Annotated in this window: 15 protein-coding genes and 2 pseudogenes; 11 read left to right on the forward strand and 6 right to left on the reverse strand. The window is 53.9% G+C overall.

Features of this window, described 5'->3' with window-relative positions; translation table 11 throughout:
* The first annotated feature begins 41 nt into the window (after positions 1-41).
* From murC to QZ294_RS09755, 6 genes are all read left to right on the forward strand, one after another.
* Positions 42-1,415: a UDP-N-acetylmuramate--L-alanine ligase gene (gene murC, locus QZ294_RS09730; protein ID WP_297049592.1), complete on the forward strand. Its 1,374-nt coding sequence runs from the start codon at positions 42-44 to the stop codon at positions 1,413-1,415.
* Positions 1,408-2,310 (forward strand): UDP-N-acetylmuramate dehydrogenase, encoded by a 903-nt coding sequence (murB, locus tag QZ294_RS09735; protein WP_297049594.1) that lies wholly within the window; start codon positions 1,408-1,410, stop codon positions 2,308-2,310. The genes murC and murB overlap by 8 nt, the downstream gene beginning before the upstream one ends.
* On the forward strand, positions 2,295-3,203 hold the full coding sequence (locus QZ294_RS09740; protein ID WP_297049597.1) for an FtsQ-type POTRA domain-containing protein: 909 nt from the start codon (positions 2,295-2,297) through the stop codon (positions 3,201-3,203). Before murB ends, QZ294_RS09740 begins: the two co-directional genes overlap by 16 nt.
* Positions 3,204-3,245: 42 nt before the next feature.
* Positions 3,246-4,484: a cell division protein FtsA gene (ftsA, locus tag QZ294_RS09745; RefSeq protein WP_297049599.1), complete on the forward strand. Its 1,239-nt coding sequence runs from the start codon at positions 3,246-3,248 to the stop codon at positions 4,482-4,484.
* A gap of 102 nt (positions 4,485-4,586) precedes the next feature.
* A complete protein-coding gene (gene ftsZ / locus QZ294_RS09750) occupies positions 4,587-5,912 on the forward strand; it encodes a cell division protein FtsZ (RefSeq protein ID WP_297049602.1) in 1,326 nt (441 codons plus the stop codon).
* Positions 5,913-6,143: 231 nt separating this feature from the next.
* Positions 6,144-6,347, forward strand: coding sequence for a dual CXXC motif small (seleno)protein (locus tag QZ294_RS09755; RefSeq protein WP_297049605.1), 204 nt, complete (start codon positions 6,144-6,146; stop codon positions 6,345-6,347).
* A 531-nt stretch (positions 6,348-6,878) separates the two neighbouring features.
* Here QZ294_RS09755 and QZ294_RS09760 read toward each other — a convergent pair.
* Positions 6,879-7,547 (reverse strand): amino acid ABC transporter permease, encoded by a 669-nt coding sequence (locus tag QZ294_RS09760; protein ID WP_297049608.1) that lies wholly within the window; start codon positions 7,545-7,547, stop codon positions 6,879-6,881.
* Between the two features lie 460 nt (positions 7,548-8,007).
* Here QZ294_RS09760 and QZ294_RS09765 point away from each other — a divergent pair.
* Positions 8,008-8,147 (forward strand): annotated as a pseudogene (locus QZ294_RS09765) (IS5/IS1182 family transposase); the annotation flags it as partial.
* Between the two features lie 8 nt (positions 8,148-8,155).
* Here the strand turns inward: QZ294_RS09765 and QZ294_RS09770 are convergent.
* Entirely contained in the window at positions 8,156-9,232 is a 1,077-nt protein-coding gene (locus QZ294_RS09770; RefSeq protein WP_297049611.1) for a sulfotransferase domain-containing protein, read from the reverse strand.
* 196 nt (positions 9,233-9,428) lie between these two features.
* Positions 9,429-10,628 carry a hypothetical protein gene (locus QZ294_RS09775; protein ID WP_297049614.1) on the reverse strand — a complete coding sequence of 400 codons (1,200 nt, stop codon included), beginning with the start codon at positions 10,626-10,628 and terminating at the stop codon, positions 9,429-9,431.
* A 183-nt stretch (positions 10,629-10,811) separates the two neighbouring features.
* On the opposite strand from QZ294_RS09775, the pseudogene QZ294_RS09780 reads away from it, so the two are divergent.
* From QZ294_RS09780 to QZ294_RS11025, 4 genes and pseudogenes are all read left to right on the forward strand, one after another.
* Positions 10,812-10,895: pseudogene (locus QZ294_RS09780) on the forward strand (transposase); the annotation flags it as partial.
* A gap of 279 nt (positions 10,896-11,174) precedes the next feature.
* Entirely contained in the window at positions 11,175-11,468 is a 294-nt protein-coding gene (locus QZ294_RS09785; protein WP_297049618.1) for a type II toxin-antitoxin system RelE/ParE family toxin, read from the forward strand.
* On the forward strand, positions 11,461-11,763 hold the full coding sequence (locus QZ294_RS09790; protein WP_297049621.1) for an addiction module antidote protein: 303 nt from the start codon (positions 11,461-11,463) through the stop codon (positions 11,761-11,763). Before QZ294_RS09785 ends, QZ294_RS09790 begins: the two co-directional genes overlap by 8 nt.
* Before the next feature lie 359 nt (positions 11,764-12,122).
* Positions 12,123-12,293: an NUDIX domain-containing protein gene (locus tag QZ294_RS11025; RefSeq protein ID WP_300288435.1), complete on the forward strand. Its 171-nt coding sequence runs from the start codon at positions 12,123-12,125 to the stop codon at positions 12,291-12,293.
* Positions 12,294-12,634: 341 nt separating this feature from the next.
* On the opposite strand, the gene QZ294_RS09795 is transcribed toward QZ294_RS11025, so the two are convergent.
* The 3 genes from QZ294_RS09795 to QZ294_RS09805 all read right to left on the reverse strand — a co-directional run.
* Complete coding sequence (locus tag QZ294_RS09795) at positions 12,635-13,657, reverse strand: virulence RhuM family protein (protein WP_297049624.1); 1,023 nt, start codon at positions 13,655-13,657, stop codon at positions 12,635-12,637.
* A gap of 115 nt (positions 13,658-13,772) precedes the next feature.
* Entirely contained in the window at positions 13,773-15,809 is a 2,037-nt protein-coding gene (locus tag QZ294_RS09800; RefSeq protein WP_297049627.1) for a hypothetical protein, read from the reverse strand.
* Positions 15,810-15,822: 13 nt separating this feature from the next.
* A partial coding sequence (locus QZ294_RS09805) for a type ISP restriction/modification enzyme (protein WP_304392036.1) occupies positions 15,823-17,723 on the reverse strand: 1,901 nt, incomplete at its 5' end.

Raw genomic sequence — 17,723 nt, forward strand, 5'->3', positions numbered from 1 at the left:
GGACCGGACCGCAGGAGCGATTTTTTTTGTATGGGGGAGAGATGAAGAGCAAGATTCGGCGTATCCACATGGTGGGCATCGGCGGAGCGGGCATGAGCGGCATTGCCGAGGTCCTGCTCAGCGAAGGCTACGAGATCTCCGGCTCCGACATGGCGGAGTCTTCCGTGGTGCGCCATCTGCGCGAACTTGGGGCCACGGTGGCCGTGGGCCATGCGGCGGAAAACGTGGGTGACGTCCAGGTGCTCGTCAAGTCCACGGCCATTGCCGATGACAATCCTGAGGTCATGGAGGCGCGGCGGCGCAATATCGCGGTCATCCCCCGTGCGGAGATGCTCGCCGAGCTTATGCGCCTGCGCCAGGGCGTCGCCATTGCGGGCACGCACGGCAAGACGACCACCACCTCGCTCACGGCGTCCATTTTCGATGCGGCCGGTCTCGACCCCACGGTCATCATCGGCGGCCGCCTCAATGTGTACGGGGCCAACGCGCATCTCGGGCGGGGCGACTATCTCATCGCCGAGGCGGACGAGTCCGACGGATCGTTCCTGTGTCTGTTGCCGATCGTCAACGTCGTCACCAATGTGGACGACGACCACATGGACCACTACCGAAACCGCGAAGCCCTTGACGACGCCTTTGTCCGCTTCATGAACAAGGTGCCGTTCTACGGCATGAACATCGTCTGCGGCGATGACCCCGGCGTGCGCGCCCTTTTGCCCAGGGTCAAGCGGCCCGTGGCGACCTACGGTTTTGCCGGGGACAACGACCTGCGTGCGCAACCGCTGGAATGCGGGCCGCGCAGCCGTTTCGCCGTCTGGCACGGGGAGCGCCGGCTGGGCGAGGTGACGCTGCCCCACCCGGGGCGACACAATATCCTCAATGCCCTGGCCGCCATTGGCGCCGCGCTGGTGGCGGATATCCCGTTTTCCGTGTGCGCGGGCGGCCTTGAGGGGTTCCGCGGCGTGGGGCGCCGCTTTGAGTTCAAGGGGGAGCGTGACGGCGTGACCGTGGTGGACGACTATGGGCACCACCCCGCCGAGATCGAGGCCACCCTGCGTACCGCGCGCGAGGTCTTTCCCGGGCGCCGCATCGTGGCGGCGTTCCAGCCGCACCGCTTCAGCCGCACCCAGGCGCATTTCGGCGAATTCTGCAAGGTGTTTGAACTGGCCGATGCCCTCCTGCTCACGGAGATCTATGCCGCCTCGGAAAAGCCCATTCCCGGCGTGTCGGGCCAGAGCCTTGCCGATGGCATCCAGCAGGTCTGCGGCACGCCCATGCGGTATTGCCGCACGCTGGACGACCTGCGCGGCGCTCTGGATGCGGAACTGAAGCCCGGCGATGTGCTCCTCACCCTGGGCGCGGGTTCCATCACCCGCATTGGGCCGGCCTGGCTCGAAGGAACGACGCATGCGTGAGATCCCCGCGCCGCTCCTTGCCGAGCGCACCACCCTGCGCCTCGGCGGCACGGCCATCGCCGAGCTTGTGCTCGAAACGTACGAGGATGTGCAGGCTCTGGGCGAACGCCTCGCCGCGCTGGGCGGCGAACCGCTTTTCCTCGGCCGGGGCAGCAATCTTCTGGCCCTGGACGGGGAACTGCCCCTGGTCCTCGTGCGCCCGCAGTTCCTCACGGGTCCGGAGGTCATCGGCTCCCGCGGGGGGAAAACGCTCGTCCGGGCCGGGGCGGGCGTGCCGCTCCCGCGTCTGCTGCGTTTTTGCGCGGCCAACGGCCTGAGCGGCCTTGAAGGGCTGGCCGGCATACCGGGCAGCGTTGGCGGCGCGGTCGCCATGAACGCGGGATCGTTCGGCGTGGAGACATGCAGCCGCGTGGAGCGGCTGAAGATCGCGCTGGACGGGCGGATTTTGGATGTCGACGCCTCTGCGCTCCGGGCCGGGTACCGGACTCTTGCCATTGGGGGCGTCGGTGAGGCGCAGAAGAGCGATTTTCTTGTGCTGGAAGCCATATTTGGCTTGACCCCGGACACAAAGGATGGCATTGCTAAACGCATGCGTCTCAACTTTTTTGAGAAAAAGTCTAAACAGCCGGTCACGGCCTGGAGCGCGGGCTGCGCGTTCAGGAATCCGGCGCCCGGAGTGGCGGCGGGCAAGCTTCTGGAGCTTGCGGGGTTTCGGGGCCGGCGGTTGGGGGGCATGGCATTTTCGTCCCTGCATGCGAATTTTTTGGTGCATGAAGGCGGGGGCAGCGCGGAAGCGGCGCTGACGCTCCTTTCCGAAGCGCGGGAGACGGTGCGCCGGCGTTTCGGCCATGAGCTTGAGCCGGAGGTCAGGATAGTGCCGTGCCGTCGGCGTTGAGGCGAAGCGGCCGCAAGTCCCGCAATGTCTATACGGCGCCGAAGGAGGCGCGGTTTGCGGGGCTTGGGCGTGTGCTTTCCTCCCTGCGGCTGCCGGGCTTCCGGCGCGGGGGAGGCGCCCCGCGGGGGGACAGGCGCGGCGCTTCCGCCAGCGTGCGGAATCTGGCCGTGGGCGCCCTGGTGCTGCTGGCGGCGGGGCTGACGCTGGCGGGGATATGTGCCGTTTCGCTCTGGCTCTATGGCAAGGCGCTGACGAGTGAGTTTTTTGCCACAAAGCATGTGGATGTGGCGGGCAATGTGCGGCTTTCGCGCGAAATGGTGCTCCAGTACGGGGGCATCGGCGAGGGAGACAACAGCCTGGCGGTGAGCATCGCCGAAGTGGAACGCAACCTGCGCGATACCCCGTGGGTGGAAGAGGCTTCGGTCAAGCGGCTGCTGCCGGACAGGTTCGTCATCAAGCTCAAGGAACGGATGCCTTCGTTCTGGGTGCACAAGGATGGCGTGCTGTATTACGCCAATGAGCGCGGCGGCATCATCGCCCCGGTGGAGAGCAAGAATTTTCTTTCCCTGCCGACCCTGCGCATCGAACCCGGAGCCGAGGAGGCGACGCCCTACCTCGCGCGATTGCTCAAGGATGTGCAGGGGGGCGGCCTGCCCATAGAGGCGGGCGCCATTGCCCAGGTGACGCTGAGTCCGGCGCGCGGCGTGGAGCTGTATCTCGAAGACCGGGAAATGCGCCTTTCCATCGCCACCGACGACTGGGAGGGCAACCTTGCCCGGTTGGGCATGGCCCTGGGAGACCTGGCGCGACGGCACGAACTTGGCGGGGTGCGCGAAGCGCGCGCCGTGGACGGAAATGTCTGGGTGATCCGCAACCAGCCCGCGCGGCAGTGAACACGGCGCCTTGCGGCGTCCCGGGCTTCTGAGGAGAGGGAGATGAACAAATCCGCGCTCATCGTCGGCCTTGACATCGGAACGACGAAAATCTGCGCCGTGGTGGGCGAACTGACCGATACGGGCCAGGTGGATGTGGTCGGCATCGGCACCAGCGTCTCCACGGGGTTGCGAAAGGGCGTGGTGGTCAACATCGAGCAGACCGTCCAGTCCATCCGCAAGGCGGTGGAAGACGCGGAACTCATGGCCGGCTGCCAGATCCATTCGGTCTATGTGGGCATTGCCGGCAGCCATATCATGGGCATCAACAGCCACGGCATCATCGCCGTCAAGGGCGGCGAGGTGACCCAGCGTGATGTGGACCGCGCCCTGGATGCCGCGCGGGCGGTGGCGATCCCTCTGGACAGAGAGGTCATCCACATCCTGCCGCAGGAATATATCGTCGACAGCCAGCGGGGCATCGCCGACCCGCTCGGCATGGCGGGCGTGCGCCTTGAGGTGGACGTGCATATCGTCACCGGCGCCGTGTCGTCCGCGCAGAACATCGTGCGTTCCTGTCACCGCAGCCAGCTTGAGGTTTCCGACATCGCCCTGGAGTCGCTCGCGTCGGCCAAGGCCGTCCTCACCGAGGAGGAGCGCGAGATCGGCGTGGCCCTGGTGGACCTGGGCGGCGGCACCACGGACATCGCCATTTTTGCCAACGATGCCATCAAGCACACGGCGGTGCTTGCCCTGGGCGGGCAGAATCTTTCCAATGACATCGCGTTCGGCCTGCGTACGCCGGTCGCCGCGGCGGAAAAGATCAAGGTCAAGTACGGCTGCGCCCTGACTGACCTGCTGGGTCCGGGGGACGAGCTGATCGAGGTGCCCAGCGTGGGCGGCCGGGAGCCGCAGCGCCTTTCGCGCCGCCTGCTGACGGAGATCTGCGAGCCTCGCATGGAGGAGATCCTCTACCTTGTGGATCAGTCGCTGGAACGCTCCGGCTACAAGAAGCTCATCGGCGCGGGGGTCGTGCTGACCGGCGGCACCGCCCTCATGGACGGCTGCCAGGAACTTGGCGAACAGATTTTCGGGCTGCCCACGCGCATCGGCTATCCGCGCAATGTGACGGGACTCAAGGACGTGGTCAACAGCCCCAAGTTTTCCACGGCCGTGGGCCTCTTGCGCTACGGGGCGGAACGGGAGCTTTCGGGCCAGAAAAAATTCAGCGTGCGCAACGAGACGGGCATTTTCGACGGTGTCCTCGCGCGCATGAAAAAATGGTTTTCGGATATTTCCTAGAGCATTCCCGCAATTTCATTGCGAAAACGCTCTGGACACCAGGCGCCGCGCCAACGGCGCCACAGGCGGGCAAAACGGGGACAGCAACCAAGGAGAGGGGAGATGACGCAGTCCATTGTTGACGATATCGACACCACCATGTCCGGGAACGCGAAAATCAAGGTCATCGGTGTCGGTGGCGGCGGGGGCAATGCCGTGCGTCACATGATCGATTCCGGCCTGCGTGGTGTGCAGTTCGTCTGCGCCAATACCGACCTTCAGGCGTTGAACAAGAACGACAGGGCGCTCAAGGTGCAGCTTGGCGAAAAGCTCACCAAGGGGCTTGGCGCCGGCGCCAATCCCGCCATCGGGCGTGAGGCAGCCGTGGAAAGCGTCAATGCCATCCGCGAGGCCATCGGCGATGCGGACATGGTCTTTGTCACGGCCGGCATGGGCGGCGGCACCGGCACGGGCGCCGCGCCGGTGGTGGCGCAGGCCGCCAAGGAGCTGGGGGCGCTGACCGTGGGCGTCGTCACCACGCCGTTCAGCTGGGAGGGCGTCAAGCGCAAGCGCGCGGCAGAGTCCGGGCTTGAGGAATTCCGCAAGCATGTGGATTGCCTGATCACCATCCCCAATGACCGGCTGCGGACCGGCGCGCCCAAGATGTCCAAGGTGCCGTTCACGGAAATGCTCCAGCGCGCCAACGATGTGCTGTATTATGCGGTCAAGGGCATTTCCGATGTCATTGTCAGCGAGGGCCTGATCAATCTCGATTTTGCCGACGTCCGCACCACCATGAGCGAAGCAGGACCCGCCCTCATGGGCACGGGCATGGCCTCCGGTGAAAACCGCGCCCGCGAGGCGGCGCAGCGGGCCATCAGCAGCCCGCTCCTTGATGATGTCTCGCTGGAGAGCGCCAAGGCCATCCTTTACAACATCACCGCGCCCATGGACATCACCGCCGAGGAGATCGAAGAGATCGGCACCTTGATCGGCGAGGCCGCCCCCGAGGAAGCCAATATCATCTTTGGCGTCGTGTTCGACGAGAGCATCGGCGACGAGTTGCACCTGACGGTCATTGCCACGGGCATTGAGCCTGTGCAGGCCCAGGCCGCGCCTGAAGCCGCGGCGGAAGGCCAGGCCAAGGTGACGGATTTCCGCCAGCCCGGGCCGGACGCCATGGCGACTCCGGCGCGTCCCCGGCGTCTCCAGCAGGGGAGCCTGGTGCGCACCGCCGAGGCTGACGGCGAGGAACGCGCGCCGCGTCCCTCGCGCCGCGCCGAGGTGGAACGCTGGTACGAGGAGAAAAGCACGCGGCCTCCCTACCTGCTCAAGCGGGAGACCCTGGGGCAGCAGCCGCGCCGCCCGCATCGTCCGGGACACGATGACTTCATCTATGATGAAGATGATTTCGAGATCCCGACCTTCATCAGGAGCCAGCCCAATTAGAGCGGTTTGGCAAGGAAAGGATCCAACTGGCGGGCGCGGGAGCGGACGTCCGCTTCGTACTGCGGCGGAAAAGCGTGAGAAGGCCGTTTCTTCGCGCACTGCCGGCCGGGAATCCGCCCGCTTTCCAGGATGATAACTTTTCAGGGCTTGCCTCTTCGGCCCTGAAATGCCCGCCGGGAGCCCCATTGGGGGGCTCCCAGTGCGGTATTTTTTCAGAAGATCGAGGCTGCCATGTCCTTTTTCGGACCCAGAGACGCTGAAACCTCGCTGCCCTGTCCCGCTTGCGGCGCGCCGCTGCATATCGAACGTTCCTGCCATGAAGTCCGCATGCGTTGCCCCGCGTGCGGCACGCAATTCCCCCTGAAAGACTTCATCGGCAACGCCGATGACGCCATGGAGCGTTTCCTCGAAAACGTCTATTGCGACCGGATCTAGCGCCGCTGGTCGCCGCCGGAAGCGCCCCGGGGGCAGCATGCCGGCGGGAGAGCCTTGTGCGGACTTCGCGCGTGCGCCGCTACTCATGGATGGGGCATGCCTTGGACGTAGCCGTGCCCCTCTGCCAGGCTTGGTCATCCCCACGGGTGTGGGGAATAACTGATATAAAAAATCCATATCCGGACTGTCCTTGCCCTGTTGACAGCTGAGATCCGGCACCGGACGCGGATATATCGTTTGCTGGCGGCAAAGGGCGCAGGTACTGGACCGGCCCGCCTGCAAGGGCATCTGCCGCGCAGGCGCGGCACGGTCACTGGTCCGCAGAGCATTTTGCTGTGGGAAAAGCAGCGACGCGCCGTGCGCGTACCGCCTGGCTGTGGCGTCGTTGCTCGACGGGATGACGTTGTGCAGTTTCTGTGGAGGGAAAAAGAGTTTGTAACGGTTCTTTCAATGAACTGTTTTTCCGGGAAAATACTGCTGGTTCCGCGTCATCGCTGGCCCTGTGGCCGCAAATGCCGCGCCGCCGGTGCCTCAGAGCGTGCCGAAGCCGGGGATGTGGGCGCGCCGCTCAAGCCAGTGCAAAAGCCAGCTCGCCAGCGTGACCATGATGAGGTAGTAGGCGCCCACCGTGAGAAAAACCTCGGTGAAGCGGAATGTGTCCGAGGCCACCACCTTGCCTTCGCCCATGAGTTCCATGCAGGTGACGAGATAGGCGAGGGAACTGTACTTGATGAGATAGACGATCTCGTTGCCGCAGCCGGGGAGCGCCCGGCGCGCGGCCTGGGGCACCACGATCCAGAACACGGTCTGCCAGGGGGTGAAGCCCAGGGCCTGGGCGGCCAGGATCTGCCCCCGGCGGATGGAGAGCAGCGCGCCACGCACATATTCCGACTGATAGGCGGACGTGCAGAGGATGAAGGCCGTGAGCGCCGCGCCATAGGGCGCGAAATAGATGCCGAGCTTGGGCAGGGCGTAGTAGATCATCATCAGCTGGATAGCCAGCGGCACCCCGCGCAGAAGAGCGGTATAGCCGTCGCCGAGGCGGCGCAGCCAGCGCGGGCCGAAGGCGCGGGCACAGCCCAGGGCCACGCCGCCCGCAAAGCCGAGGCTCGCCGCCGGAATGATGAGCGCCAGCGAGACAAGAAGCCCCTTGTTGAGGGCGGGCAAAAGCTCGTTGGTGAAAAAAACCGTATCCAGCATGACGGCCTGCGATCCTGCGGTCAGGGAGTCCACGGGGCCGCGCCCGCGCGGCGGCAGGCTGGCTCCGGTGTGTGGCGCAAGCTGTTACGGTAGGGGATTCCTCCCCGTCGCGCAACAAAAAAGAACTTCCCGCCGGCCGGGGCACGGGCAGCCCCGGAATGGCGGGAAGCCGTATTTTTTCGAGCGGTTTGGCAATGAAAGTATCCGAACCGCCCGGACGGGAGATTTTTTTCATACAATACGCCGGGAACCGCGCGGTGCTGGCTCCCGGCCCGGGATGCGGACCTCCGCCGACGCCTGCGGGAACTGGCAGAGGAACGGCGGCAGGAGTATAACTGCAACCGCCCCCACAGCGCTCTTGGGTGGCAATGCCCTGAGACGTACCGGGCGCCCCATCAACCCTCAAACCTGACAGGGATAACTACCTTATCCTTGGTATCGTGAAGGGGGGACGGTCACCTATCGTCTCCGTCATCTCGCGAATATGCTTGGGAATTGAAGCGTTGGTGCGGAATTGCCACACGATATGTCAAAAATACTGCTTCATTCCTGGTGGCAGTCCATACCAGATGCATCGCCATTTGGGCTGAAATCAAATGACGACGCTATCAACAACTGTACATGGAATGAAAATTTTTCCATCGTTGCACTTTTTTCGGAACGTATTTTAGGGGCATGCTAATTTCATATTCCAACTTTTTCCGAAGATTATCATAGAATTTTTGCCTTGTACGAAGAAGCTCAATCAATTTTTCAGAAGTCATTGCGTATTTTTTATAAAGCTCCAATGATAATTCAAATTTTTTTAAACGGATGTCTATAATTTTTTTTATACATTCTCTTTTTTGCTTATTCCAGGACTTAGCGTTTGAAGATCCCCCCAAATCATTCCTGATTGATAGTACATATTCAATATCATTATGCTTAACTTCATCAATGATAGTACTTGTAAACCATGTATTTCTTCCATATTCGTATAAAAATTTGGGAGTTATCTCTATATCGGCCAAAATCATTCCTTTCTGTGGATTTCCGCAAAAACAGGATTTTTGATAGAGCCATAACCTATTAATAAAGGAATTATACTTATACTTGCACTTTTCCTTGAACTCATCCGTACTTAGGGTGGGTGAAGATACTTCAAGAAACTTGCATAAATCGACTAATGATGCGTGCAACGTATCAGCAAGAATATCATTAAATTCCATATAAAAGATTTTGTTATGATTAACTTGAATCCCATTATATGTAGAAGTAAAACAACACGAGAAATTTAGCCATTCTTTTATATGGTTAAATAATAATTCCGTATTAAAACAGCTCAAATCCGTAGTAAATCCATTAAATTGACAGCATGAAACGCCAAAATAATAATTCATACTTGAAACGATAGTATCAATAGGATCGCGAATAGACTGAATAACTTTTTGAGAATTATCTCCGTAGCTTAAGCGCGTCCCCTTTATTACCCGGTCAACTGTAAGCCCCTTGAGACCTGATCCATCGTGCAAAGTTGCAGGATATTTCACCGACAGAGCTTTACCGTCATCAAATCCTGTCCATAAAGTTACCGGGAATCCAAGAAGATTAAAAAAATACACTAACGAAGCAGCCCCTGTACCATGTCCACACAGATAATAAAAATCTGGCGAAAAGCCCTTGCACATTTTTCTGATTTTTATCATTGATACCTCTACATAATATGCTGCATGAGCAGATTTGACTCACTTCCTGCCAAGCTCCTTACCACCCGTGCTCCATCACGCTCAATCCTGACAGGGAGTTCTAACTTATCCTTGATATCGTGAAGGGGGGCGATTACATGAAAGGTCCGCGTTTATAAATTCTATGGAACTCCAGAACGCATTCAGCGTTGTATATTCAGTAGAGTTTGTGGAAATTCTTCCACCTTTCGATTTTATGTGGAACTATTTTTAATGGTAAGCGAATTTCCGCATCCATAACATCCATAAACTTTTTATGGGTATGCGGTCTCGCCTTAAGAATTTTAATCAGCCTTTCAGGTGTATAGTGAATTTCGTTATATAAGTCCATAGAAAGATTTCTGTGGGCCAAATGTATTTCAAGCACTTCTTTGAGAGCTTCTCTGTGCTTCCGGTTCCATAATTTTTTCTCGCGTGAATTAAAAGAGTCCAAGAAATAGTTTTTAGGAACTGATATCATATAGTTTAAATTATTATACTCCACTATATCCAGACAATGGGCTTCTTCCCATGTATTGCGAAAAAAATCATGCAATGGCAAGGGAATGACAGATATTTGCGTAATCGCAGGGAAAATTAGATTCTGGCCCACACCTTTAAACGGTTGATAATGCCATGTAAGGTTCTCAATATTGTCAAAATCTATTTGGCAGCTTTGTTTTAATTCTTCGGAGGGGATAAACGGGAGAGATGAAAGAGAAGCATGTATGTATCCCAATGTAGCAAGGCAGAAATCAGGTGCAAGATCTTTATGGTCTACAAAAAATGTTTCTTTTGTCCTTGTATCAATGGAAGCACGTAAGGATGTAAATTTACATATCCAATCTACCCACTCATCAACAAATTTCGGAATCATAACATCATTAAAGACTGAAAGTTCAACAGCGTAGTTTGGATGTGGGAATATCGCGCACGCAACGTGCCAATTAATCCAAGCGACCAAGGCATCAATTGGGTCACGTATAAGTTGAATGACATTTTGACCACGAGTGCCATAGGAGAGTGGCTTATCTTTTAATAAAGTCCGGTCAAGTGTTATTCCATATCCAAAGCTATATTTACTTTTTGGGTGAGGATATAACGAATTTATGTGTCTGCCAGTTTTGTATTCTCCGCGTATCGGCGATGTCGTAGGAAATCCCATTAAATTGAGATAATAGATCAAAGAATTAGTTCGGCTACCACGCCCGCAGAGCAAATAAAAATCGGGGGAAGGTACACCTTGGGATTGGGAAATTTGGGGCGATTCAGCAGGAATATTGGAAAAATACCTTTTGCTAGCACGAATAAGGTGAATAACATATTTTGGAAGAATATGTTTTGCTGTTTTCTTTAATAATATGGGTAATTTTGACATTCTCCGCTCCATAAAATATTGGGGATAAGATCCTCTCCTAATGTATGAAAGATATACCCCATTACTGTCCGGCTATGTGCTCCACTCCCATTCACGACACCAGTGATAGGTTAGTGTACTGTGACCCCTCCCCCAAAAACTGATCCATTGAAAAGGTAGTGTTCCTGGCATAGGAGCACAGCCATGAAACGGAGTCGATTCAGCGAAGAGCAAATCATCGGAATCTTGCGTCAGGCCGAAGCCGGCATGCGTGTGGTGGGCTTGTGCCCCACGGTATGCGGGACATGGCCGTGCCGTTCAGCCGGAGTGGCTTCGCCCCCGTATCCGCGCCTGGCCCTGGCAGCCGATATTCGCGTTCACGTTCAACTGCGAATTATTCGCATTCCGGGCACGGGAACCGCCGTTCGTTGCATTACCCCACGTGCCGCCTGCCAGCAAAGCAGCCAGAACTTGAAACGGCAAAGCACCGCCTGCCGATAGCATAAAAGCACCTGCCTCGCAAAAAGTTCTCTTGACCGTTCGTAATATATATCTTACATTTTTCCCATGGAAATGCTGAAGACAGGATATTTTGACAAATGGCTGACATCTCTGCGCGACGGAAAAGCCAGAATGAAAATCGTGCGCAGAATCGAGCAGGCCGAACAAGGGAACTTCGGCGACCATAAAAATGTGGATGGTCCTGTTTGGGAAATGCGCATTGACTACGGCCCAGGCTACCGCCTGTATTACGCAAAGAAAGGCGAAACTGTTTACCTGCTTTTGTGTGGTGGCGACAAATCTTCACAGCAGACGGATATACGTCTTGCCCTTGAAATATGGAGGCAGATACATGGATAGCGAACTCTTGACAGTTTCCAGGTTTGACGCAGCGGATTATTTGAAAAATGAGGCTGACATTCAGGAATATCTTGATGAAGTCAGTAGCGAGAATGATCCGCAGGCTTTTTTGCAGGCATTGAATACCATTGCCCGTGCCAAGGGCATGTCAAAACTTGCCAGAGAGACGGGAATCCCCAGGGAAAGCCTGTATCAATCCCTTTCCGAAAAGGGCAATCCTGGCTTCCATACCCTGTGGAAAGTTGCGGAGGCTCTTGGTTATGCTCTGGTCATGAGAAAAAAGACCGCCGCGTAAAAACTCAAAAAATTTCGACCGCTACGCGGTAAGGGCACGGCGCGGAAAATCCGCGCCGTGTTCCGTTTTCCGTGTGTCGTATCACCGGGAAGCGCGGCTCCGCGCCCGGCCCCGGCAGCCGAAAAGCGCGTTCACGTGCAACCGCGAATTACCCGCACTCCGGGCACGGGAACCGCAGTACGTAGCATATTCCACAATCGACAGTCGGGACAAAGAAAACCAGAACCTGCGGGATCAGCGCGAAGCGCTGCGCGAAAAACTCTACGCCGCGCGCCGCGCTTGCGGAGGTGGCATGATGCTGTCCCTCCGCGCCTCATCTCTGGGAGAACTTTTCGATTGATCTGGAACACGTCTATCTCCTGCGCCGCGATCACCCGGAATTTCAGGCCGGAAAGCTCAACGGCATGGGCGGCAAGCTGGAACCCGGAGAAACCTTGCTGGACTGCATGGCCCGCGAGGCCGTGGAAGAAGCGGGGTATTTCGGCGACTGGGAATCTTGCCGCGACGATTCTGGCCTACGCCGGTCTTGATCTTCCCACTGTGTAGGCCATGCTCCGGCATCAGTCACCGACGACAACGGCCCGCTACATCAAGTCCCTGGGTATTCAGGCAGATAAAATAGAAGCGGCGTTCACCAAAAAGGAAGGAGCGAAGATCGTACCCTTCGCTCCTCTGAAAAAGGCGATTTGCACATAAATTTGCACATGCTCAAATCGCGGAACCCGGAAAGCTGGCGTCACCAACGGGATAAAAATTAAAGCATAATAAATTGAATTTGTTATATTTTTATATATTTACTCTCTCTGACACCTACAAAAATACCTCAAAAATTAAAGTTTCTTAAAATTCTTTTTGAAACGTGGCTGGACAATTACCTGTTTGCTTCATTTTTTTCGTTAGTTAACGCCTTTACGGCTTTATCAAAGTCACTTTCCTTTTTCCCGGCCTCAAGCTGTCGCTGCCGGTAAAACTTGTCATACTCCTGTTCCGCATGGGCAACAGCCAGCTCATGAGAAATACTTCCGGCATGTGTGAGGATGTCTCCATCGTTGAGTGTAAGAAAGGCGTCCAGTCTGGCAATCCAGTCGGTCATGTGCATGGGCTTGCGTAAGCGGGCCTGCCTTTCGGCAAAGAGCAGATATTGCTCCACCAGATTGTTGAGCGCCAGAAGTTCTTTTTCGCTCAGATAGTTTTTGGCAATTCCCACATCCTGCTTGCGAAGCTTTGCGCCGCGCCATGTGGTCAAGCCCATATATGGCTTGCTGCTGTCCGCACGGCTATGAATAATTTCCGCCGCCGTCATGCCGGTTATAGCCCAGTGCAGCTTGTTTTGAACTGTTTTGAAAAAGGTGAGGCTTTCCTCGGTTGTGGGATCGTAATCAATACTGGTGGCGTAAATGTCTGTAATCTTTTGATAGAAACGGCGCTCCGAGGTTCGAATGTCCTGAATGCGACGGAGCAGTTCTTCAAAATAGTCAAAAGGCTGATCCGGATTCTTCAGCCGTTCGTCATCGAGCACGAAACCTTTGACGATGAACTCCCGAAGCTGCTGCGTGGCCCATATGCGGAAGCGCGTGGCAATATGGCTTTTGATCCGATATCCCACAGAGATAATCATGTCCAGATTATAGTATTCCAACTGGCGCTGAACCTGACGAACTCCCTCCTGCTGAACTGTCAAAAATTTTTTGACAGTTGCCTCAGAAGAAAGCTCTCTTTCCTCAAAAATACTTTTAATATGGTGGCTTATATTTTGTTTAGACGTCTGGAACAAATCCGCCATCATCTGCTGAGTGAGCCAGACGGATTCATCCTCAAAACGGACATCAATTTTTATTCGGCCGTCTTCGGTTTGATAAATCAGAAATTGGCTTTGTTGTGGGAAATTTTGCACATTTTTATCCTGCTTTTGAGTGCGGACTTCTCTCTAAGACCACAAGCGAGCCAAAATAAATTTATATTTTCATAAATGTAGATACGCTGTTCAACCCTATAAAATAGCATAATATCTATTCAGCTTCGCTCATCAAGGGTCCCTTGTTTTTCAACTGCTTGCGGAAAAGCATCATTTCTTCTGGATGCGCCGCAAGTGACAGACGTATTAAATCCTTCAATTTCACAGGCGGTTCGGTCGTCGTAGTGATGATGTATTGGAATGGCGCGCCATCTTTACCACCATTTTCTTCTGTAAGTGCAGCTAGTTCGATAAAGAGGCTATGATAAGGATCAATATCAAGATCAGCTTCACGTGGGCTGTCATGTACCAAAAATCCTGGATGATGGCCGATTCCTTTTGAAGCTGCCAACATGGCGGCAATATCCATTAAAACAAAACTCAAACTTTCCACAGCCGCTCCAGCAATAGCACTGCCTTGCCGTATTTGGGGCGTGAAATTTTCAGCAGATGTTACAATTGAACCGGAATAATCCGCCTTAAGAATCCTACGCACAAGTCCATCAAAAAGTTTTTGAAGCCCCTGGTCTCTTTTGGCGGACTGTCCTCGAAAAAAATCCAACTGATTCTTTGCGTGATAAATATCCGAATCAATTTTTTCCAGGCGTTCCTTGAACTGCTGAATTTCAGTATCCTGCACCCTTCCCGAGCAAAGGCTTTCCGCCCGTTGAAATGCCTGTATCGCCCGATCCAGCAGCTCCATTTCTTTTTCAAGCGAGGAGAGTTCCTTTAGAATTTTTTTTCGCTCACTGTCATAAACTTTAGCTTGTCGTTCGGCTTCATCCAAAGCAGCCTGGATGCGTTCCTGTTGTTTGATGATAGCCCGAATTTTTTCGCTTTGTTCCGGTTCCATATCCGCGATAGCCAGTTTCTGACGCTCCTTCGACAAACAGAGAACAGGTTTAAATTTTTTCAAATTTTCTATATACTCCATAACATAACTACATTGAGCCAAGAGCATTTGATTAACAAAGAGGCACTCCGTACCATTCTTTATTTCATGCGTAATGCTCGCCAATTCTCTCTGTTTTTGCTCATACTCTGTCGGGATTTTTGTATTTAACGATGGTGCTACCGGCATATGTGGAGTAGCCATCATTAAAGCTTCAATCTGTTTTTTGCTTTCTATCGCGTTATCAACATAACGTTTCCAGTAGCGAAAATTATAATCTTCTTCCTCAAATCGCTTTTCAAGATTTTTATATTCTTCGTTGAGTTTATACTTATAGTTTTCTGCTTGCATGACAGGACCATCTAGGCGTACTACAGAATCTGATCTTGTATCAGGAAATTTCCCTATAAACTCGGCAAGACGTTTGCTTGCATCCCGATAAAAATAGTCAGCATCCAGTAATGCCCTCTGTTGTTCTTCTTTCAACCTTGATTGCTCTTTTACAAGATCCGACAAAGTATGACTCCATACGGATTCTTCTGGAACCAGCAGGTCGAGCATCCCGCGAACCAAGTATACCGGGTATTCTTTTGGTTTGCGAAAAACCGGCACCGCGGAGCAACTATCACTATCCCGCCAGACTTCAAATTTTCTGAGTCGGCACTCCTGATCCCGCGTCATCCATGACAACAGATGTTCCCATTTATAAGTAAATTCCGGGTGATGGATGTCAGGAGGCAACAGTTTGTCCAGTCCCTGGCGGAACTCAAAATAGCTGAAATCATTCTCCTTTACAGTAACCAATTCTTCAATGGAAGCATTTTTCCCGGCCACAGATGGAATTTTTTGTGCGCCTAAAGGACGAAGGACGGCCCAAGGAGTTCCCATGACCTCCAGTTCTGCACCAATCCAAGAATGCGGAAGGCTTTCCCGGAGATGCTGTTCTCCGCTTACTGTAGAAAAATGCTGTTCCCCAAGGCAGTAGCGCAAAAGGCGGCAAAAGGTTGTCTTGCCAACAGAATGACCGGCCATAGCCATTGGGTTATTTCCTAGAGCCGGATCACAGGAGGCTTTCCCCACAATGATATTTAAACCACGATGCAGGCCAATTTCGCGTATAACCTCAATGGGGTTCAGCGCCTTGAAAAGGACGATTCGTTTGAACCAAAGCTTCGGCGTGGAAGAAGAATCAAATTGCAAGTTTGCCTCCTCATCATGCGGCTATGGCTTCTTTGGCTTCCGCAAGCCTGGTAAAACAGTCTTGCAGCTTTGGCCTGACATTCCGGAAACGCTCCTGTGTCAAAAGCTGCTCAATGCCTTGATCGTAAATATCTCCTGCTTCCAGAATGAAAGGGATAACGGCTTCGATTTTCTGAATAGGATATTGAATATTACCGGAGAAAAAACACTCTGCGCTGGCATTTACAAAAACTCCCAAGTTTTTCTGCCATGACTTCCAAAGATTGTTCACGCGAACAGGATCATCTGGAGCGAAAACGAATTGTCCCAATCCCGACTGGGAAAAAGCCGCCTTGAAAGCCGGAGCTTTGTCCCCAAGCAAGGTGGCGCAGGCTTCGGGGAAGGTAGCCAGCCAAGCCCGCTGAAAGGCTTTGTCGCGCGCCATTCCAGGTTGTGCTTGAAGAATGTAGGGTAGCAGCTGACGAATTGCCGCTTCGCGGCCAGGATGGGGGAATCGTTGCGGATGTAATTTGGATCTGGTGGCGGCAGCATCTACCGCTGTAGCCGTTGCGGCTTGCTCCACAAACGAAAGAGCGGGTAGCGCCCGCACAATCCTCAATGTTTCCAGACTAACCGTGACAAGACTCAGCAGCAGATCCAAGATATACCTTGGCTTTCCATGCTCCTCGGCCCAATCGTTGGGGTCGTTGATAATGCCGCTGGCCTTGTCGGTTTTGATTTGGTAGCGTTCCATAATCCATTCAATGGCTGAACGGCCATTAACCACATAATCATAGGCTTCCAGTGGAATGTTAGAGAGCCTTATCCACGGATTATACTCAATGATACTTTTATCCACCGCGCCTACGGCTGTTTTACCGAAGCGCATCTTCTCCACATGGAACTTGCAGCTTTCTGCTCCTTTAACCTCTACATCCGGGCAGGCGGGCTGTGTCTCATAGTTCAGATGCAGTTCCGCCAGCGCACGCCCGGCTTTGCTGAAGCTCCAAAAATCCGACGGCTTCTCCACTAGTGGCAAGCGCGGCAGCATCTTCTTCAAGTCCGCCGCAAATGTCCGATGGTAATTCGGCGAATGCAGCAGGCCATAGACATAATAGAAAATGTCTTCCTTACTGACCTTCGGCCCGTAGCTTTCCCAGCAGCGTTCCAGAATGAAGTTTGTTATGCCATCCTTGCGCGTGTATTGTGCGTTTGTATCTTTATCAAACAATGTGGGATGGTAGATTGATTTTTTTTCATAATAGTAAAGAGGAAAACACTGACTTCCATCGCTCTGTAAATGAAGATCAGAGATATTTTTTAGAATAATTTGACTAAAGTCTGCTCTTTTTCCACCTGGTCCTGTTACGCAAATAATAAGATTTTTAGTTTCTGTCGCGGGAAAGAGTTTTGGCATTTGATACTGCATTTCATTCAATGCAGCAGAAAAATAGACATTCTGCTTACAGAAAGGACGGTATAGTGCCTGCATAACTGCGGACACGTCAAAATTCTTCGTTCGTTTCTTCTGAAAATCATTCTGAAATGCACGTGTACAGCTTATTTTAGTGGAGTCAATTAACAGCTTTTCATCGCCTGATTTTACAGCATCATTATAATAGTCAATGGTAGACTGAATATTTTGCTGCAAATTTGTTTGTGAAAAATTGTAGCACCATGCGTCACGACCAGTTGCTAGTCCTCTCGAATAATACGGCGCAAAAAAAGTCTGTTTATTGTCCTTGTTGTCCTTGTCTCCCAGCGGGATGAATGTGCCGAAAATGTCGTTGCGCTGATTAAGCCAGTCTCCATGCGCATCGGGATGGAGTTGCTGCCATTGCATGGTGGGATTGAGGATACTGCGCTTTTGGGCAATAATAGAAAGTTTTTCTTCTCGACTCAGATAATCACCAATATCATAATAGTTAATAACGG

The organism is uncultured Desulfovibrio sp. (assembly GCF_910584445.1).
Lineage (GTDB): Bacteria > Desulfobacterota > Desulfovibrionia > Desulfovibrionales > Desulfovibrionaceae > Desulfovibrio.